Origin of the sequence: Shewanella chilikensis (assembly GCF_037953065.1) — a bacterium.
Lineage (GTDB): Bacteria > Pseudomonadota > Gammaproteobacteria > Enterobacterales > Shewanellaceae > Shewanella > Shewanella chilikensis.
In genome coordinates, this window is sequence record NZ_CP149966.1 from 1,378,573 (window position 1) to 1,398,867 (window position 20,295).

Genomic DNA, 20,295 nt, shown 5'->3' on the forward strand with positions numbered 1-20,295 from the left:
GGGGTCATCGGATTTTGATCCTTTCAGTGAGATCGTCAAGCGATCTGTCTTAACTGATCGGCATTAGGCAGTTGCCGGCGTTTTTGTCATCCTCATCCTGAGTTAGATAAGGAAGACATTCAGGCTACAGGCGCCGTGGGCACCAACTACCAGTGCCTGCTCAATGTCAGCCGTCTTGGATGGGCCGGCGATAAACACCCCAAACTCACCCGAGTCCAACATTATCTTGTCGGCTGCTTCATGCATGTTGGCGACAATGGCATCGGCTTCAAGTACCAGGAACAGGTTCTCACAGATAAAGGGCGTGATCCTGTGGGACAGAGATTTCTGACTGACCCAGATGGCACCGTTTTCAGCAACACCCACTTGACCTTTGATCACTGCATAATCGATATCACGCAGATCATGGCTGTCTTCAGGGACTTCACGGTTACCGCTAACCCCTTCCACTTGAGAGATAATCTGCTTGCCTTCGGCTATCAGGGCATCGACTTGCTGTTGCAGCTCACTAAAGCCTCCGCGCTTATGCAGTTTGCCGGCAACGGTTCCCAGGTTGGTTTCAAACTGGCCAATCAGGTCGTCCAGTCTAGGGGCCACATCTATGGCCGGCATATTGTGTCCTTCAAGTGCGCAGGACTTAAGGGCATCCAAAATAAAAGATTTGCTGGACATCTGATTAGCTCCTGTTTTTCTTGAACCAGGCCTCGAAACTAGAGGCGGGTGCCTTGGGCAGTTCACGGTATTTACCCCAGGCGCCGGAGAATGGCTTGAGCAGGCTACCTGGCAGTATTCTCAAGCCCAGTCTAGCCATGCTCATGGAGCAGTTCAGCATAGTGGTATTGGCCATAAACTTACCGACCAATGGCATATAACTGCCTTTACCGTAAGGCAGTTTACCTGACTCGGCCTTTAGACGACGCTGACGGAAGATGATCTTGTCCAATGGCACCTTAGTGGGGCATACATAGGAGCAAGAGCCGCACAGGGTACAGGCCCAGGCGATGGAGTTGGTGTCATCGTCCTGCGCACCGACTGCGATGCCAATTGGACCTGGAATAGTGTAGTTGTAGCTGTAACCACCGCTGCGACGATATACAGGGCAGGTGTTCAGACAACCGCCACAGCGGATACACTTGAGCGACTCGGCAAGGATCTTGTCCTTGAGCATCTCAGTACGGCCATTGTCCACTATGATGACGTGCATCTCACCACCGGCCTGCGGGCCGCGGTAGAAGCTGGAGTAAGTGGTTACCGGCTGGCCGGTGGCGTTGCGGGCCAGAGTACGCAGGTAAACCGAGGCACTTTCCACCGATGGTACCAGCTTGTCTATTCCCATGGAGTGCAGCTGCAGCTTAGGCAGGTTACAGCCCATGTCGGCGTTACCTTCGTTGGTACAAACAACCACTGCGCCCTTGTCGGCGATGGCCATGTTAACCCCTGTCATGGCAGCATCGGCACTGAGGAATTGCTCACGCAGATGGGCACGGGCGGCACGGGTCAGGTAAGTCGGGTCGCTGGCACCGGCCTCTGTGCCGAGTTTTTCATGGAACAGTTCGCCCACTTCCTCTTTCTTGAGGTGAATAGCGGGGACCACGATATGTGAAGGTGGCTGTTTTTTCAGCTGAATGATGCGTTCACCCAAGTCTGTGTCTATGACCTCTATGCCCTTGCTTTCGAGGAAGGGGTTGAGGTGGCACTCTTCGGTGAGCATGGATTTGGACTTCACCAGCTTCTTCACCTGATGGCTGGCCAGAATCTCATGCACTATGCGGTTATGCTCGGCGCCGTCTTTGGCCCAATGCACTTGAATGCCGTTCTGGATACAGTTGGCTTCGAACTCTTCCAGATACTTGGCCAGATTGGTCAGGGTATGCAGCTTGATAGCCGAACCCAGATCCCTAAGCTGTTCCCACTCGGGCAGGCTGCCGGCAGCGCGGTCGCGCTTTTCCCGCAACACCCATAGGGCTTTGGAATGCCAATCAACTCTGGACTCATCGCGGCAGAAGATCTCTGCTTGGCTGGCGTGGGCTTTGGCCCCTTGTGTCTGTGACATGGCTATCTCCCTAAATGGCAGCGTTGAGGATCTGCGCCAGATGGCGGGTTTCTATCGGCAAGTTTTGGCGGCGGATCATGCCATCCAGATGCATCAGACAGGATGGATCAAAACCTACGGCATAGTCTGCTCCCGTGGCTGCATGGGCCTGAGCCTTGTCTTTGCCCATTTTGGCAGACACAGCACCTTCATCTACCGCAAAGGTACCGCCGAAGCCGCAGCATTCATCGCGGCGATCCGGATAGGTGATCTCTATGCCGGGAATGCGTTCCAGCAGGGCTTCCATTTTGTTGTAACGTGGGCCCATGTATTCACTGGGGCTGGCGAGATCCAGCATACGGATACCGTGACAACTCAGTTGTAGGCTCACCTTGTGCGGGAAGGGCTTGGGGAAGCTCTCTACCGGGGCGATATCGTGCAGGAATTCGGTCAATTCGTACAGTTTGGCGATAACGGCCGCGGCTTCCGGGCTGTCGTCAAACTCATGGAAGTTTTCTTTGGCGGCTACCAGGCAGGAGGCCGCTGGACATACGATAGCATCGCATTCGACTCCCTTGAAGGCATTGAGCAGCTTCAATGTAGTGTTACGGGCTTCGTTGAAACAACCCGAGTTGGTCATGGGCTGACCACAGCAGGTTTGGCCTTCAGGCAGGATCACCTGGTGCCCCAGTTTCTCCAGCAGTTCCAAGGTGGCGATGGCCACATCCGGCAGCATCTGGTTGACCAGACAGGGAATAAACAAGGCTATCTTCATTTGGTGTTTCCTAATTGGATGTTGCTTGCGTTAACCGACATCATCTATGTCCGGTGTGGCCAGATGCTTTCTGACTCTGTATTTGAACATCACCTGACACAGGGTAAATATGCTTGAATATAAGCCTATAACCACACAATAAATAGTGCTAATTCAGTAAATGATTAAAATCTTTTTTGCAAAAATGAGAAGGTTTTAATTATTTGATTTTAATGGTGTTTTTTGTCTTTAGTTTGTTCGTTAATCCGAACGCAAATCCGTTATATAACACAGATGAAAAAAGAGGGAGCTAATGCTCCCTCTAAGTATAGTCAGCGACTGCACTCCTCCAGCAGATAAGCTAGGTGGCGGTAGGAAATACCACTGTGGTGACTCAGGCCCACTTCACACATACGGTTGGCGTAGTAGCCTTCCTTGAAGTCGGTGGGGATGAGTTTCTTGATGTTACGCAGCGCCGAGGCGTTGATCTCAGGTTTGTAGAGACCTTTCTCTCCGGCATAACCACAACAGTCGACACCGGCCGGGCGCAGCACCTTGTTGGAGCAGGCATCGGCAATGGCTTGCATCTTGGGTTCCAGCTTCATTTTACGTGCCGAGCAACCCAGGTGCAGTGCCACATTGACCTTCTTGGTGAGGGTGAGTTTCGGCAATACCTTGTCGTGCAGGAACTCGACCAGATCCAACAGTTCAACCTTGGGATTGCCGGAAAGAGCACGGTAGGTGCAGGAGAGAGCATCGACAACCACGGGCAGCTTGCCGCCCTCTGTCATGGCACTGACCGCGTCAATAAGTTCGTCACGTTTCATGTCGGCGTTCTTGAAATCCCCTTTGGATTCCCACATCTGGCCGCAGCACAGATTGCGGGTCTTGGCCGGCGTAATCACGTTATAGCCGGCACGCTCCAGCAAGGTCACTACTACTTCAGGTAGGGTGCGGTCATCGGGGTCCAGCGGTGTTGGGCCGAAGGTGCGGCCGCCGCAAGCGGCGAAATAGACCACTGTTTCCTGGTTGGCTTTGGGAGCTGATGGCTTGGGCAGCTTACCGCCTTTGGGGAAGTCAGGGTTCCAGTAAGGCACTTCTTTGGAAATTGCCCGGCCCATGTTCATCAGCCCAGAGGTGATCCCCGTGCCCGTGAGTTTGTGTATTGTGCCCAGGGCATCAAAGCCTGTGCTCAGCACCTGGTTGACGGCGCCCCAGTGCTTGGCCTGGAAATCCAGAACCTTCTGCTCTGTGGTGGTGATGTAGGGAGTACGCAGCTTGCGGACCAGCTGGCCCATGCTGTTGTCTACCGGGCAGGCAATGGTACACAGCTGGCAGGCGGCGCAGGTATCCACTACATCATACTTGGCGGCGGCACGCATCTTCTCGGCCGCTTCCTTGTCGCCGCTCTGTTCCAGACGCTCGATTTCACGCAAGGTAGCTATCCGCTGTCTGGGTGACAGGTTCAGCGCCGAGGTGGGGCAGGTCTTTTCACAGAAACCGCATTCGATACACTTGTCTACCAGGTCGTCCACTTCGGGACAAGGCTTGATATTCTTGATGTGTACCTGCTTGTCGTCGTTGAGGATCACCCCTGGGTTCAGCAGTCCTTCGGGGTCGAAGATCTGCTTGATGTTTTTCATCAGGGTGTAGGCGTCACTGCCCCATTCCATTTCCACAAAAGGTGCCACGGCGCGGCCTGTGCCGTGCTCGGCCTTCATCGAACCGTCGTACTTGTTGATCACCATATCGGCGACCGCTTCCATAAATTGATGGAACTGTTCGATATCGGCCTGGGAGCCGAATTTAGGGGTAATGATAAAGTGGAAGTTACCGGCCAGGGCGTGGCCGTAGATCACCCCTTCAGGATAGCCGTGCTTATGGAACAGCTCGGTCAGATCGTGGGCTGCACTGGCCAGGTTTTCAACCCGGAAAGCTACGTCTTCGATGATTACCGAAGTGCCCTTGGGGCGCTCGCCACCGATAATGGGGAATAGGCCGGAGCGCATGGCCCAGTATTTACCGTAAACGGCAGGATCACGGCTGAAGCTGATGGGGCGCTCGGTCTCGATATGTGCCAGTTTCGCGATAACGTCCTGGGTATAGCGTTCCAAAGTTTCATCATCATTGGCGCGGGATTCTATCAGCAAAATCGCGGCGCCTTCCGGCAGTTCGGCCAGCCAATCCGGCATACCTTTCTTGCCGGTAACCGCCTTAATGGAGGCCCAGTCCAGCAGTTCGGCAGCGGCTACGCTTTCGCCCTGAATAGGAGGGATTGCCCGGGCCGCATCTTCCATATTGAAGAATACCGCCATCGCCGAGGCCTTGAATTTAGCCTCGTCCACTGTGTGATAGGTGACTTCGTTGACAAACGCCAGGGTGCCTTCGGCGCCGACTATGATGTGGTTAATGATGTCGAAGGGATCTTCAAAATCCACCAGGGCGTTGAGGCTGTAACCTGTGGTGTTTTTAATGGCGAATTTTTTGCGAATTCGCGCTGCCAGGGTCTCATTACCGCGAGCCATGGCACCCAAGTCTGCCAGCGCCTTGAGCAGTTCGGGGTGTGATTGACTGAAGGCTTCTCTGGACTCTTCGCTGCCGGTATCAAGCTCTGTGCCATCGGCCAGCAGCAGTTTTACTGAGGAGATGGTTTGGTAGCTGTTTTGGGCCGTGCCGCAACACATACCGGAAGCGTTGTTGGAGACGATACCACCCACCATGGCAGAAGCCAGAGTTGCCGGATCCGGGCCGATTTTCTTATTCAAAGGTTTGAGGGCAGCGTTGGCATCGGCGCCAATAACAGCGGCACCCAGAGTGACCTTGTTACTGTCTTCACTGATATCCAGAGTACGGAAACCGTCGAATCCCAGGATAAGCAATATGCCTTCTCCTATGGCCTGACCCGACAGACTGGTACCTGCGGCGCGGAAAGTCACCGGAGCACCGTAGCTTCTGGCTACAGCCAGAGTGCGTTTTACCTGCTCCAGATCCTCGGCATGTACCACAACCTCGGGCACTATCCGGAAATAGCTGGCATCGGTTGACCAGGCAAAACGGCGCACAGGGTCGTCACTGACGGCAGTTTCTCCCAACTGTTTACGCAGGTCACGGATCACGGCTTCATAGTTGATAGACATAAGACATTTCTCTACACATTAAATTTGATAATAAAGGCAGCGCCAAGGGCGGCTGCCTTATCGAGGAGTTATTATCGTTTTTAGAATCCACCCCAAAGCATTGCCAAGGTACCGGCCAGCAAAGCATAGCCAAGTGCTACAGGCATAGTCTTGCGGATGATTTCAGATTCGCGACCGGCCATACCGACCACAGTTGCCGCCGCGACCACGTTCATCACGCACATCATGTTACCGGCGTTGGCACCAATACCTTGCAGTGCCAGGATAAGTGCATGGTTGGCCCCTATGTTATCAGCCACGCTGTATTGCAGGCCGGAGAACATCATATTGGAGAAGGTGGCCGAACCCGACAGGAAGGCACCGAAAATACCGACTATCGGGGAAATCCAGGCCCAAACGCTGCCGAGGCTTCCAGCCAGCATATCCGCCAATGCTACCGGCATGGATTGCAGACCTGCACTGTTGGTGCCTGAGTTTAGGAAGATTTTTACCATAGGCACGGAGGCACCCAGGGAGATAATGGTTGGCACCATGGATTTGCAGGAAACTGTGACCGATTCTTTGATGGCCTTGGAGTTCATTCTGAACAGGAAGAAGCCCAGAATACACACGGCAACAAAGAAGGCGCCCGGTGCAAAGAAGGTGGCGAAGCCAGCTTTGAGCTCTGTGCCTAATAGGCCGGTCCAACTGATGTTGAAGCTGTTCAACCAGGCTTTCAGTGGCTGTACCACACGTGAAAGCACCAAGAGACCTGCCATGATCAGGTAAGGGGTCCAGGCGGCCAACTGGGAGAAACGCGCCTTGCTCTCCACTTGAGCCGTTTCGCCCTCTTTGTCGTTTTCGGCAAAGTCATTCCAAGGGGTTTTAGGCAGTAACCAGCCTTTGCGGGCAACTGGGATTACCAATGCCATACCGACCAGGGCACCAATCACGGAAGGGAACTCTGGACCGGCGAAGAAGTTGATCAACCAGGCTGGAATGGTGAAGGCCAAACCGGCAAATAGGGCAAATTTCCAGATGGCTAAGCCTTCCTTGAAGGACTTATTGCGACCAAAGAAGCCTGTCAGTACAGACACCATTACCAAGGGGATCAGCGTACCTGTTATCAGATCTATGGTGATCATATGCATGGCAATGAACTGGGCATAATCACTGAAGTGACCGCCATGTTCGGCAATTTGCGCCGCAGCCATGCTGGTACCGCCTTCGAGCAGACCCTGTTCCATACCAAAGAGCACCGGCAGACCAATGGCACCGAAAGACACTGACGTTGAGTCGGCGACCAGAGCAACCACGGCGGCCGCAACTGGTGGGATACCCAAGAGCACCAACAGAGGCGCGCCAATCGCGGCGGGTGTACCAAAACCGGCAGAGCCTTCAATAAACGAGCCGAACAGCCAACAGATGATAATCACCTGTACCCTGGCGTCTGAGCTGATATTGGTAAAGCCGGCACGAATGGTATCCATGGCACCTGAATATTTCAGGGTGTTGAGCAGGAATACTGCACCGAAGATGATGGTTAAAGGTGTAATCGCCGACAGCAGGCCTTCAACCACGGAGGCGGCCAGTAGAGTAGTGTCCATCTGCCAGATAAAAACGGCGGCCAGGGCGGTTATCACCATGGAGATTGGCATAGCTCTGGATGCAGGCATCCGGAGCAACACCAGGAACAGCATAACGCTGATCACGGGTGTCAGACTTGCGAGTAACTGAAGAAATGTCATGGTTGCCTCATCATTTCATATGTTGCTTGTGCTTATTGTGGTGTTGAGAAAGTGCTATCGCCTTTCCCATTTGTTGTTGTGCGTGCTTATCATGGTTAATTTACCCGGAACCAAAATGATCTGGATCATCTTGCCTTTCGTATCTGGCTTAAGTTTTTGGTTATGGGAGCCGCGTCTCCGCTGGCAAATGAAAAAGTGTGACGAAGATCACTGTTGCTCTGGCGTTTATATAACTTTGGGGAATAGATATTTAAAAAATGGCCCACAACCTTAGGAATTATGGCTTTGTTTTACTCAAAATGGTAATAAAGTGATCCTGTTATTTCATTTGTGATGGAATGACAGGCTTATATCGCAAATCTCGAATGTGATTTAAGTCACACTAATTGAGCTTTTGGTGAAGTTGGTTTTGGGGTGTTTTTATTTAAACCAATAAAAATCAGATAGATAAGTTGTTTTTTCTTGCGGGGTTACCGTGATCTTGGTCACCGTTATATCGGGCGCTATAAAACGTGATATTGATCACGTGAGTGCTGTTTTACATTTTTTGAAAATAAATAACAAAAAAGCACCTTTGTTCTCAGGTGCTTTAACCTTGACCTAATGCTGAACTGTGTTTGTAGCTGCAAGAGTTTGCTCAGACCACTCAAGCTTCAAAAGAGTTTACTGCCCCAGCCCAATTTGTTACGCAATACATGAAAGTAGTTGTGCCCCTTTGGGTGGATGAGTTTGAGCCGCTCCTTGCTGCGTCTTAGGATAATTTCATCGCCCGGCATTACAGACAAGGTGACATGGCCGTCACAGCTTACTTCCAGGTTTTCGCCGTTTTCCGGTGACACCACCAGTTTGATGATGCTGGAGGCGTCGACCACTATGGGGCGGCAGGAGAGGGTATGGGGAAACATGGGCACCAGGATCAGTGCTTCGAGATTAGGGGTCAATATCGCGCCGCCGGCCGACAGCGAATAGGCGGTTGAGCCGGTCGGTGTAGACACTATCATGCCATCGGCCCTTTGGCTGTACATGAATTGGTTGTCGATATAAACCTCGAACTCGATCATATGGGCTATCTTGCCTGGGTGCAGCACGGCCTCGTTGACGGCGGTATTGCTGGCTTTGACTTCGCCGTGGCGATAAACCTCGGCTTCGAGCAGGAACCTGTGTTCTGTGGCGTATTCGCCATCCAGCACCTTGGCGAGCGACTCTTCAAAGGCATCCGGCGGCAGATCGGTTAAAAATCCCAGATTACCGCGGTTGACACCGATAACACCAAGATCGAAGCGTGCCAGAACCCGGGCCGCGCCCAGCATATTGCCATCCCCCCCGACCACTATCGCCAGATCACAGTGCTCGCCGATATCCAGTAAGTCTACTGCACGTACATCTTTCCCGAGTTCAGCCGCGACTCTTTCTTCCACCAGCACATCATAGCCTTGCATTTTCAGCCAATAATGCAGACGCTTAAGGGTCAGGTTGGTCCCCTGATGGTGGGGTTTTCCTATCAGGCCTATAGTATGAAACTCAGTGGACATAGATTTTGGGAACTCTGGGGGTTGAAACGGTCAATTTGATCCCCATAATATGCCCAGAGTATGCAGAAACAAAGCATTTTTAGCTGGAGTAGAAATGAACAAAGAGTCATTTAAAGCAGAGCAGGAACAGGTCGAAGAAGTGGTTGACCAGGTTGAAACCACCGAGGGCGTAGCTGAGGAAGGCGGCATTATCGACGAGCTGACTCAGGCTAACTTCCGTATTGAGGAGCTGGAACAGGCTTTATCTGACGCACAGGCGACAGTTGAGGAGCAGAAAGATTCTGTCATCCGTGCCGCAGCTGAAGTTGATAACATACGTCGCCGGGCGGCGCAGGATGTAGAGAAGGCACATAAGTTTGCCCTGGAAAAGTTCAGCAATGAACTGCTGCCTGTGATCGATAACATGGAGCGTGCTCTGGTGGGCGCAGATAAGGCCGATGAAGTCACCAAGCCTTTGTTTGAAGGTGTTGAGCTGACACTGAAGAGCTTCCTGTCAGCGGTGGAGAAGTTCGGCGTCAAACAGATAGATCCTATGGGTGAAGCCTTTAACCCTGATCAGCATCAAGCCATTGGCATGCAACCAAGCGCCGAGTTCCCGGCCAATACCGTGATGTTGGTGATGCAAAAGGGCTATCAGCTTAATGAACGTCTGTTGCGTCCTGCCATGGTAATGGTGTCCAAGGGCGGTGAAAGCGTCGATACCCAAGCCTGATAGCGCACTAAAACGCCCGTAGCGGCGAGACTAAAAAACCGCAGATAAGTCTGCGGTTTTTTATTTGCAAGCAGGTTTCCAGCCATGAAAAAGCCGAGCTAAGCTCGGCTTTCTTGGTCTTGGATTTAAAAGCAACCCAGAAGCTTACTTCTGGCCAGCGGCCTTTTTGATAAAGTCCACTATTTCTGCCATAGGCACTTCCTGCTTTTCTCCGGTGCGGCGGTTCTTATACTCATAAACACCGGCATCCAGGTTGCGGTCGCCAATCACTATGGTGTGAGGTAGACCAAGGAGTTCCATATCGGCAAACATCACGCCAGGGCGCTCTTTACGGTCATCAAACAGCACTTCGATACCCGCATCGGTCAGCTCTTTATAAAGCTGTTCGGCAGTGTCTGTCACTCTGTGTGACTTGTGCATATTCATCGGCAGAATACCCACTGTGAATGGGGCAATCGCTTCCGGCCAGATGATACCGCGGTCATCGTGATTCTGCTCGATGGCGGCGGCAACGATGCGGCTGACGCCGACACCATAACAGCCCATCAGCAGAGTCTGAGACTTGCCATTCTCGTCCAGCACAGTGGCGTTCATGGCGGCAGAGTAGTTGGTGCCCAGCTGGAAGATATGGCCAACTTCAATACCGCGGGCGAAGGCGTAAGTGCCTTTGCCATCAGGGGTGGTTTCACCTTCCACTACGTTACGGATATCGGCAGCGCTGACCAGCGGCAGATCCCGCTCCCAGTTGATACCGAAATAGTGTTTGTCATCTAGGTTAGCGCCAGCGGCAAAGTCGCTCATCACGGCAACACTGTGATCTATGATAACAGGAATAGACAGACCGACTGGGCCAAGAGAACCTGGGCCGGCTCCCAAGGCGTCACGGATTTCTGCTTCAGAGGCAAATTCCAGCGGCGCAGCAACCAGTTCCAGTTTGTCGGCTTTGACTTCGTTCAGCTCATGGTCGCCACGGACAACCAGGGCCACCAGTGGGGCTTCTTCGGTGGCGCCTTTGACTATCAGAGTCTTAACCGTCTTGGTGATATCCAGGCCAAACTGCTCAACCAGTTCGTCTATGGTCTTGGCATTTGGGGTGTCGACCAGGGTCATTTCCTGAGTGGGCGCGGCGCGCTCTGTGGTTGGCAGCGGCGCTTCAGCCTTCTCGATATTGGCGGCATAGTCGCTGCCATTGGAGTAGGCAATCAGATCTTCTCCGCTGCTTGCCAGCACGTGGAACTCATGTGACATGCTGCCACCGATAGAGCCGGTATCTGCCAGTACAGGCCGGAAGGCCAGGCCCATGCGCGACAAGATGTTGCTGTAAGCCGTGTACATGGCCTGATAGGTATCATCCATGGTTTGCTGATCCAGATGGAAAGAATAGGCATCTTTCATCAGGAACTCACGTGAGCGCATAACACCGAAGCGTGGGCGAACTTCATCACGGAATTTGGTCTGGATTTGATAAAGGGTCAGCGGCAGTTGCTTGTAGGAGCTGACTTCTTTGCGCACCAGATCGGTAATCACTTCTTCATGGGTCGGGCCCAGGACGAAGTCACGATTGTGACGGTCGACAAAGCGCAGCAGCTCTGGACCAAACTTGTCCCAGCGACCTGTTTCCACCCAGAGATCCCCCGGCTGTACCATGGGCATCAGAATTTCGATGGCCCCGGCCTTGTTCATCTCTTCACGCACAATGGCTTCGACCTTGCGCAGTACACGCAGGCCGGACGGCAGCCAGCTATAGAGGCCTGAGGCGTTGCGGCGTATCATACCGGCGCGCAGCATAAGCTGATGACTGACTATCTCTGCATTGGCAGGGTTTTCTTTCTGTGTTGATAACAGGTATTGACTGACTCGCATTACCTTGGGTCCGAAATGAATTGAATGGCCGCCATTTTATCACTTGCTTCGATGATGTCACGCGGCCAGCGCGGATAAATTCCCCTTTCCTTGTTCGAATTTAGCTCGTTGTTAACTGATTGACACCGGCGCTACAGTTGCCGCCGCGGTTTTGGGCGCTGAGCAGGGCTTCTTCTGCTTGAAACACCAAGCTGTCCCAATTATTTTGTCTGCTGGGTTGGATGTTGGCCACGCCGATAGAAACAGTGAGTCGCGGGCTTTGGGTTTTGGCTCGCAGATTGGCCGCCAACACAAATTGATTGAGGCTCTGGGCGATGCGGATACAGGCTTCCGGATCCTGGTTTGGCAGTAACAGCGCCAACTGAGATTGTTGTAATCGCGCCAGAAAATGTTCACCGCTAATTTCAAAGTCCAGCAGCCTTTGGGCCAAATGCAACAGGGTTTCACTGGCAATGGCCTGATCGCTCTGAATGAGAAGTAAGCCTATCCTGTGCTGTCTTACGATTCCCTTATGCCAGGACTGTTTCATCAACTGGTTGAATGTACGGCGGTTATAAAGCCCCGTGAGTTCGTCTTGTTGCTGCTCGCTGGTCAAGGCTCTCATCTGCGCCTCAAGGGACAACAGCGCATGGTTTATCTTGAGTGTTTCCCGGTTCACCGGGGCTGGCGAGCGGCCACCAAAGTTTTGCTCTACCAGTTCGCTGAGCTTGTTGCTGGTCTGCAATAAAGGCTTGAGCAAGTGGCGACCAATGACTGTCCAGGCTACAGATTGGCTCAAAACTATCAGTGCCAGTGAGCCGAGCACCAGCCATAACAGGGTTTGCATCAGCGATTTGCTGTTCTTTTGCATCTGGGCATCCAGATGGGTCAGCCCTATGCCGGACAGACGCAGAGAAAGATGATCTATGGCGCTTATCATGCCGTTCATATGTGGCGCTTTCAGGGGGTGACCGCTCATCACTGACAACTGCTGCCCCAGAACTAAGGCCTCGTCATATTCTTTGGTTGCCAGGGTAAACTGGCTCAGGGTGGATATTATCTGTTGTTGTCTCTGCCTGGTTTCATCAAGAATCGCCTCCCGTTCATTGAGGGGATAACTGGGCCAGTTGTTTTTGAGTTTCAATAGTGCCAGATGCTGCATTTGATTGGCTCTAATGGCCTGCAGCAGCTGTTTTTGCTTCTGCAGTTCGGTGATATGAGTTGTGTTTGTGCTATCCATTATCCAGAGGCTGGCACCGCCAAAAAACACTATCAGCCCGGCCAGCAAGAAAAAACTCAACAGTAACCGGCTGCGGATACCCGGTAAACCCTTTGGTATGCTTCTTGGTGTTTGTGTGTTTGGGCGGGTTTGGCAATCCATGGCGCTCATCTTCCTAATTATTGATTTTTCTCTCTGCCCGTCAGTGGCTTATTGCGTCTGTCTCCCACTACTTTAGCAGGGTTTCCCGCCATTATGGCAAACGCTGGTACCGACTTGGTGACAATGGCGCCCATGGCAATGACGGCGCAGTCGCCTATGGTCACGCCATCGACGATACCTGCCTGGGCGCCAATCCAGACATCTTCGCCAATGACTATTCCCTTGGATTGGCTGCTCTGACGATAGATGGGCATATCCGGTGCCATGCCATGATTGAAGGCATAGACAGTGACATTGTTGGCAATGCGGGTCTTGTCACCTATCACTATGCCGCGACTGCCGCCATCCAGCGAGCAGCCGTGGTTGATACTGACCTCTCGGCCTATCTGTATCGGCCCGTGCAGAAAGCAGTTGGCGGCTATCATGGACTCATCGCCAAGGGTTATCGGCCTGCCGGGTTCGGCAAACAGCTCTGCCTCGGGGGCGATAAAGCAGTTTTGCCCTATGCTGATGGTTTCAAGGGCTTGGAGCCTGGCCTGAATCGCTTGTTGCCAGGGAAGGGCCCATTCTAGATGCTTGGGTTTGAGGCGATACCAGAGCCAGGGCATCCAGGAGAGGCGCCTTTTGTGCTGCGCCTGATAATCATCTGCTGAGGGCTTAAAATCACTCATGTTTCGGCGCCGGACGCTTTGGCACAAAAGGGCTGTATGGTTTCGACCTCAATGCCTTGCTCATGGGCATGCCAGAAGATATCCAGATCATACAGAGCCACTTGATAGCGTTTGGGGTCCGGCTTGCCTTTCTTGTAGGCGGGTCTCGGGTCTTGGGCCAGCACCGCCTGAATAAGCTTATCCAGCCCGGGATAGCGTTTATCGAGTCGGATCAGTTGTTCTACAGCGAGATGGCTGAAGTTGACCTCAAGCTGCTCGGGAGCCTGCTGCGCTATGCCGCCTATCGCCTCAGGTATCGCATCCGAAAAGGGAATATAGGGCTTGATGTCGATTATCGGAGTGCCATCGAGCAGATCCATGCCGGAGATCTCCAGTATCACCTTACCTTTGCCTTGGTGGATCCGATGCAGCTTCACCACAGATTGGCCAATGCCATTGGGCCTGAAGGTGGAGCGGGTGGCAAACACCCCGAGTTTTTCATTGCCGCCGAGCCGGGGAGGGCGCACTGTGGTTTTCCAGCCCTGGGCCAGATTTTCATGAAAACAGAACAGTAACCAGAGGTGGGAATACTGCTCCAGCCCACGCACCGCATCAATATGATTGTAGGGCGCTGTCAGTTCGACAAAACCGCGAACAAAATCCACCAAGCCCGGCTGACGAGGAATACCAAACTTTTGTTTATATGGTGTCCGGCAATAGGCAACCGCTTCTATTTGAGTCGAAAACCCCATAACGTCAGGCTTACTCCTTCGGGGTTGCCAGGCGAATAGCCTGGCCGACACACATGGCGCTGGTGTAGCAACCGGCTGCGGCTTCCTGGGTTTCGACACAGTTTTTAATGATAAGACCATTGGCTTTCATATCTGCTGCCGCCCGGCGCGCCTCAGTGCGGGCATCGGCCATAGTGGCCGGTACACCATCTGGCTCGGACTGGCAGGCATTGCCCTCAACCAATCCCAGCACTTCATATTGGCCTGTTGGTCGGCTGCCATCGAACAACTGTACTTCCGAGGGTTTGAAGTACTCTTGAATAGCCTGGCTGTCTAAGTTTGAATTGAAGCTGTATTCCCCGGCGCAGCCGCCAAGCAGCAATACCAGAGTGGAAAGAAAAATCGGTTTCATGGCCCGGCCTTATAGTTATTCGTCCATGCTCCCGGCCATCCCGGGAGCTGTATGGGAAATTCTATCGCTTCAAATACTTTTGATAAAGCTGCCGATGACGATTGTTGAGATCCACCTGCCTGCCGTCAATAAACATCAGCTCTATCCGGCTGCTCATGGGGTCGAGAATATCGCCGCTGCTGACCACAAGGTTGGCCTGAAACCCGGGCGCTATGGCCCCCAAGTTATCTACGCCCAGTATCTTGGCGGCATCTTGTGTAATGGCCTTGAGTGCTTGCTGCTTGCTGAGCCCCCAAGCCACGGTTTGGCCCGCGGCCAGCGGCAGGTTACGGCTGTCCCAATCGGAGCTGAAGCCGAGGGCGAAGGGAATACCGGCGCGTTTGAGCAATGCTGGTACTCTGAAAGCCTGACCTATGGGTTCATCTTCTCGTAGTGGCAAGTCAAGTGTATGGGTATAGATGACGCTTGCCTCTATTTCATTGAGCGCTGCACCCAGGCGCCAGGCATCATAGCCACCGACCAGGGTTAACTTGAATCCATACTGACGGGCCAGGGCTATGGCCGCCTCTATCTGCTGCTGCCTGTCGGCATGAACAAACAGTCGCGCCTCCTGGCGATACAGCGGCAAGAGCGCTTGCCAGCGGCTGTCTTCAAGGGCACTTTCGCTGCTTTGCTGACTCAAGGCGTAGCGTTTACCCGCTTCAAAGTGCTTGTGTATCTGTGACAGGGCGTCCTGATAGGTCATTTGTGCCTGCTTATCTGCCTCGCTGGTACCTTGTTTTTGCGGCTCCGTTGGCCAATAGAGGTGGAACTGTGGTCTAGATGGGACCTGGGCATCTTCTATGGTCCAGGCATCCAGGGAGACCAGTGCCGATTGCCCGGCAATGCCTGTGCCTCTTGGGACTATTTGCGCGTGGGTGATACCGTTGGCCCGCACACTGGGCAGCAATTCTGAATCCGGGTTGAAGGCGCTGGCGGCTTCAAGCTGTGGATTGGCACTGCCCACATCGCGGCTATCGACTGTTGGCCTGGCCATGGCTATCTCTACCAAACCCAGGGTGGTATCCAGTGCTATGAGGCCGGGATAAAGGTGTTTGCCGCTGAGATCAAATTCCCGGGCATTTTCAGCCGTTAATCCTGGGCCTACGGCGCTGATAACGCCTTGCTCGAGCAGCACATCGGTATTTTTGAGTATGCCTTGGCTGACGCTGTGAACCGTGGCGTTTTTCAGCAATATGGCTTGTTGCTGGCGCTCGGCCGGGATCAGGTTATGGGCCTTTACCGGTACGAACATCAATAGCGAACCACCTAGCAGCAGATGTGCCAGCATAGATGCGATGCGTGGCAATAGAGGAAACTTGGTCACAGGCGGCTCTCCTTATTTTGACCCCAAGCGTTGAATTGGGTGTCGCATTGCCACAAGGGCTCTAGGATTTCTGAAGTCGTTTCGCCTTGAAGCCGCGCCGGGTCGCTGCCAAGAATTTTCTGGATCAGTGCCTGACGCTCGTCGGCGATAGCCTGGGTCATTTGCTTATCCTCAGCGCGGTCAAAGTAGCGTTTGCCGCCAATCCACACTGCCTGGCTCTTGGCATAAACCGATAGGGGGTTGGCATCCCAGAGCACCAAATCTGCCTGTTTCCCCTCTTCAACTGAACCTGTTATGGCGTCTATTCCGAGCTGTTTGGCGGGGTTGATGGTTACCATATTCCAGGCATCTTCCTGGGACATGTCGCAGTATTTCACCGACTTGGCGGCTTCCTGATTCAGGCGCCGCTGCATTTCAAAGTCATCTGAGTTAATCGAGGTGAGCACGCCGGCATTCATCATCAAACAGGCGTTTTGCGGAATGGCATCATAGACCTCAAATTTATAGGCCCACCAGTCGGCAAAGGTGGAAGCGCCAGCACCATGAGCCGCCAACTCGGGGGCCAGCTTGTAGCCTTCCAGTACATGGGTGAAGGCGGTGACCTTGAAATCGTAAGCCTCGGCGAGGCGCAAGAACATCAGGATTTCAGACTGGACATAGGAGTGAATATGCACATCGCGCTCGCCATTCAGCACTTGGGCAATCGCCTGTAAACGATAATCGGGGCGAGGGGAGAGCTGCTTACGTTTCTCCCGTGAGCGCAGCTCGGCATATTGGGCTTGGGCGTCTTGATAGTCTCTGGCGGCATTGAAAGCATCACTCATCAGAGCCTTCACCCCCATGCGGCTTTGCGGGAATCTGCGGGTATAACGCTCGCCCCAGTTGCTCTGTTTGACGTTTTCCCCCAAAGCAAACTTAATTCCCTGATGGGCCTGGGTGAACTTGAGTCCCTCGGCCGACTCCCCCCAGCGCAGTTGAATGACCTGCGACTGGCCACCTATAGGGTTGGCGCTGCCATGCAGCAGATTGGCGGTGGTGACGCCGCCGGCCAAGGAGCGATAGATGGCAATATCATCCGGGTTAAGCACATCGGCTATTTGTACTTCTGAGGTGATGGCATCGGACATCTCATTGAGGCCGCCGTTCACGGCAATGTGGGAATGCTCATCTATGATCCCGGCAGTCAGGTGCATGTCTGCTCCCTCTATGACCTGATAACCTGCCGGAGTGCTGAGATCTGTGCCAATCTCTTCAATCTTGCCGTTGGCCAGAATCAGGTCGCTGTTACCAATGATGCCTGCCTCGCTTGAGGTCCAAAGGGTGACATTGCGGATATGCAGTTTTTCCGTTCTTGGCAGCTCACTGCGGCCATAGGCTTGCAGTGGACTCGTCAAACGACTGAGATACTCGGGTTTAGTCTTGGAAGAGGCTGGCGGGGAATTGGCATTGTCTCCCGTCTCTGTATCGGCCGTTAAAGGCGCGTTCGGCAATCTTGAGCCGGCCAGTTGAGTCACGGCGCCATCGGCATGCAAGAGTCTGCCCTGCAGCCCTTCATCATCTTGCCAAAGGGTTATTCGACTAATGCCATTTATGCCGGCACCCTGTAAATTGACGCTGAAGCTCAGGCGTTTGTTGTCGGCTTTCAGGTGAGCAAGCTCTATCTGTTGATCACCACTGCTGAGGCTACCCCTGAGTGTTTGGGGCGTTTGCTGGCTCAGTTGCAGCTCAAGATCCAGTTCCAGTTCAGCTAGATGCAGACGATAACTGCCTTGCCATTGGTATCCAGGAGCCGTTTGGATTTGTTCTTCACCTTGTAGCCAAACGCTGACTATTTCGCCGTCCTGAAACAGATTGCCTTTGGCTATTACCAGATCGGCCATATAGCCGGGCGCCAGTTTACCGACTAAATCCTCAATGCCGGCAACTGCAGCAGCTTCTGTTGTCAGTGCCGCCAATGCGGTTTCTTCATCGAGACCGGCCTGCAGCGCCATTCTCAATCTGGGCCAAAAGGTTTTGCCGTCCATGCCATATTGGGTGAAGGAGAAAGGAATGTTATTGGCGGCCATTACAGCAGGATTGCTCGGTGCCCGCTCCCAGTGTCTCAAGGTTCTGAGTGGTACTTCCCTGGCATTGTCTTCGTCACTGACCTGAGGAGCAGCTGGGAAGTTCAATGGCAATATCAATATGGGGCGATATTCTTGCAGTTCTTTCACTCTTGCGTACTCCTGGCCATTTCCCAGTAAGATTGGCTGGATATCTTCTTGGCTCAAGAGTTTGGCTGCACGCAACTGGTTATTGAGGTTTCGGGTGTCAAATATCGCACCACGAGTTTTTATATCGTGCAAGCGTTCAAGGGCGATATTAAATTCCGGTGATAATAGATCCTCGCGGTTGGCTGCTTTCTTTTTATTCTGGTTATACCAGTTGGCATCACTGAGAGTCTGTCTTATTAACGCTATGCTTCCCATCAGAGAATTGGGATAATCCTGCGGTGAATTACCTTTATCAAATGCCATAAAATGTCGGCTTCTGGGGCGATATATCACTTGGTTACTCTTTTTGTTCGCCAAAGAAAGTGAGACGCCTATTCCTCTGAATATTCCGTTAAGGTGTGCACTCTGGACACTGGTGAAGCCATTACTTATCCAGTTTGATGCAGTTTTGTTATCCGACAAAACATAAGTAAACCATTCCTTCTCTGCATGAATGGCACCATTTGCGGCTATCGCCCCTTTTGACTTAATTTGATAGACGGGAGCTTCAATAGTTGCCGGTGATTCTGAATATTCCAAACCATATTCGGCAAAGGGATCGATAAATCCCGGATAGATGGTGTAACCATTGAGATCTATCTTATAAGCATTTTGTGGAATTTCATTATTGGGAATTACTTGTTTTATCCGGTTATTTTCAATAAGTAATGTAGCGTTATCCAGCTGTTTTCCAGGTGAAAGTATAAGCTTGGCATGGGTTAAGGCGGTCAATCTCGGAGTATTGTCTGTCAGCTGTGTCTCATCGGCAAAGGCGCTACAGGCCACAAGACTGAACAACAGTAGGTTTATGGCGGGAAAAGAAAGTCTCATCTGTTGTGGCTACCTTGTCATAATTCCTTGGGGAGAGTCATTGTCATCAGAGAGGGAAAGGTTGCGATCATTCAGTACGTTTTCCCCTAAGAGTGATAAAAAAGCGGACGAGAGCCTCGCTTTAAGTTGGCAGTGGTAAACTTAACTCAGCCTAAATGTAAATGCCAAGGCGTAATTGTAAGGCTTTTTAACAGAAATATGGTTTTCTCCAGGCATAAAAAAGCCCCGACACTGTCGAGGCTTGAGCAAGGGGAACCTGATTAAATCAGGAAATCATCCATTGAACGACCTTTGTCTACTTCGTTCTTGAATACAGTTGGCATACGGCCTTGGCCGGTCCAAGTAATAGTTTCACCATCTACAACGATTTTGTATTTTGGTGGGCGGGGAGCACGCTTCTTGGGAGCAGCCTTGGCGGCAGCAACATTACCCAGATCTTCAACAGATAGGCCAACGGCTTCCATCTGCTTACGGATCTCTTCAATTTTAGACAGACGTTCAGCCTGCGCCTTTTCTTCTTTCTTGGCTTCTTCTTCACGATCAATAATGATCTTATCCAATTTGACTGCCAGATCGCGCAGATCTGCAACGCTTAACTCTTTTACTGCGGCTTTAAAACGACGGCCGTGAGTCAATATATCAAGAAAATCGCTCATAAGTATTTAGGTCCCACGCTAATTTATAAATTGGGTTAAGGTGAACATCGCTATAAATAATAGAAACTATAAGTGTCAGGATCAAATATTTTTACGTCAATTGACATTAATTTCTTTATTTATTTCAATTCTACGACCATAAAAGTTGCCAAGTGTTCAAAAAACTGACCATAAAGTGTGACAGAATTGGCAAACGAGCGTTTAAACTGCTGTTGACGTTAACGTCAACAGCACGTAAAGTTGAGCCATCCTGTACTGATGTATCTGGTATCATCGGTAC

The 20,295-nt window shown here is 52.2% G+C and carries 15 protein-coding genes; 1 reads left to right on the forward strand and 14 read right to left on the reverse strand.

Going from position 1 to position 20,295, the window contains the following annotated elements; genetic code table 11:
- Positions 1-102 precede the first annotated feature (102 nt).
- The 6 genes from WKR14_RS06345 to nadK form a co-directional block, all read right to left on the reverse strand.
- On the reverse strand, positions 103-672 hold the full coding sequence (locus WKR14_RS06345; RefSeq protein ID WP_101053593.1) for a LutC/YkgG family protein: 570 nt from the start codon (positions 670-672) through the stop codon (positions 103-105).
- Positions 673-676: 4 nt separating this feature from the next.
- On the reverse strand, positions 677-2,053 hold the full coding sequence (locus tag WKR14_RS06350; protein ID WP_224868318.1) for a lactate utilization protein B: 1,377 nt from the start codon (positions 2,051-2,053) through the stop codon (positions 677-679).
- A 10-nt stretch (positions 2,054-2,063) separates the two neighbouring features.
- Positions 2,064-2,807, reverse strand: a complete 744-nt coding sequence (locus WKR14_RS06355; RefSeq protein ID WP_224868316.1) for a (Fe-S)-binding protein — start codon at positions 2,805-2,807, stop codon at positions 2,064-2,066.
- A 311-nt stretch (positions 2,808-3,118) separates the two neighbouring features.
- Positions 3,119-5,923 carry an FAD-binding and (Fe-S)-binding domain-containing protein gene (locus WKR14_RS06360; RefSeq protein ID WP_101053597.1) on the reverse strand — a complete coding sequence of 935 codons (2,805 nt, stop codon included), beginning with the start codon at positions 5,921-5,923 and terminating at the stop codon, positions 3,119-3,121.
- Positions 5,924-6,003: 80 nt separating this feature from the next.
- On the reverse strand, positions 6,004-7,650 hold the full coding sequence (locus WKR14_RS06365; RefSeq protein ID WP_224868314.1) for an L-lactate permease: 1,647 nt from the start codon (positions 7,648-7,650) through the stop codon (positions 6,004-6,006).
- Between the two features lie 653 nt (positions 7,651-8,303).
- Positions 8,304-9,182 carry an NAD(+) kinase gene (gene nadK / locus WKR14_RS06370; protein ID WP_039035936.1) on the reverse strand — a complete coding sequence of 293 codons (879 nt, stop codon included), beginning with the start codon at positions 9,180-9,182 and terminating at the stop codon, positions 8,304-8,306.
- A 94-nt stretch (positions 9,183-9,276) separates the two neighbouring features.
- Between nadK and grpE the strand changes: the two genes are divergently transcribed.
- Positions 9,277-9,894 (forward strand): nucleotide exchange factor GrpE, encoded by a 618-nt coding sequence (gene grpE / locus WKR14_RS06375; RefSeq protein WP_101053601.1) that lies wholly within the window; start codon positions 9,277-9,279, stop codon positions 9,892-9,894.
- A gap of 144 nt (positions 9,895-10,038) precedes the next feature.
- On the opposite strand, the gene WKR14_RS06380 is transcribed toward grpE, so the two are convergent.
- The 8 genes from WKR14_RS06380 to WKR14_RS06415 all read right to left on the reverse strand — a co-directional run bounded on the left by WKR14_RS06380 (position 10,039) and on the right by WKR14_RS06415 (position 20,015).
- Positions 10,039-11,757 (reverse strand): proline--tRNA ligase, encoded by a 1,719-nt coding sequence (locus WKR14_RS06380; protein ID WP_101053603.1) that lies wholly within the window; start codon positions 11,755-11,757, stop codon positions 10,039-10,041.
- Positions 11,758-11,857: 100 nt separating this feature from the next.
- On the reverse strand, positions 11,858-13,036 hold the full coding sequence (locus WKR14_RS06385; protein ID WP_157822661.1) for a GGDEF domain-containing protein: 1,179 nt from the start codon (positions 13,034-13,036) through the stop codon (positions 11,858-11,860).
- A gap of 98 nt (positions 13,037-13,134) precedes the next feature.
- Positions 13,135-13,788, reverse strand: coding sequence for an acyltransferase (locus tag WKR14_RS06390; RefSeq protein ID WP_101053607.1), 654 nt, complete (start codon positions 13,786-13,788; stop codon positions 13,135-13,137).
- On the reverse strand, positions 13,785-14,519 hold the full coding sequence (tsaA, locus tag WKR14_RS06395) for a tRNA (N6-threonylcarbamoyladenosine(37)-N6)-methyltransferase TrmO (protein ID WP_101053608.1): 735 nt from the start codon (positions 14,517-14,519) through the stop codon (positions 13,785-13,787). The genes WKR14_RS06390 and tsaA overlap by 4 nt, the downstream gene beginning before the upstream one ends.
- 10 nt (positions 14,520-14,529) lie before the next feature.
- Positions 14,530-14,910: an Rcs stress response system protein RcsF gene (gene rcsF, locus WKR14_RS06400; protein ID WP_101053610.1), complete on the reverse strand. Its 381-nt coding sequence runs from the start codon at positions 14,908-14,910 to the stop codon at positions 14,530-14,532.
- A 61-nt stretch (positions 14,911-14,971) separates the two neighbouring features.
- The gene (locus WKR14_RS06405; RefSeq protein WP_101053641.1) at positions 14,972-16,240 is read right to left on the reverse strand and encodes an amidohydrolase family protein; all 1,269 of its coding nucleotides are present in this window, start codon (positions 16,238-16,240) and stop codon (positions 14,972-14,974) included.
- A gap of 32 nt (positions 16,241-16,272) precedes the next feature.
- Entirely contained in the window at positions 16,273-19,359 is a 3,087-nt protein-coding gene (locus WKR14_RS06410; RefSeq protein WP_101053612.1) for an amidohydrolase family protein, read from the reverse strand.
- A 260-nt stretch (positions 19,360-19,619) separates the two neighbouring features.
- Positions 19,620-20,015 (reverse strand): H-NS family nucleoid-associated regulatory protein, encoded by a 396-nt coding sequence (locus tag WKR14_RS06415; protein WP_101053614.1) that lies wholly within the window; start codon positions 20,013-20,015, stop codon positions 19,620-19,622.
- Positions 20,016-20,295 lie beyond the last annotated feature (280 nt).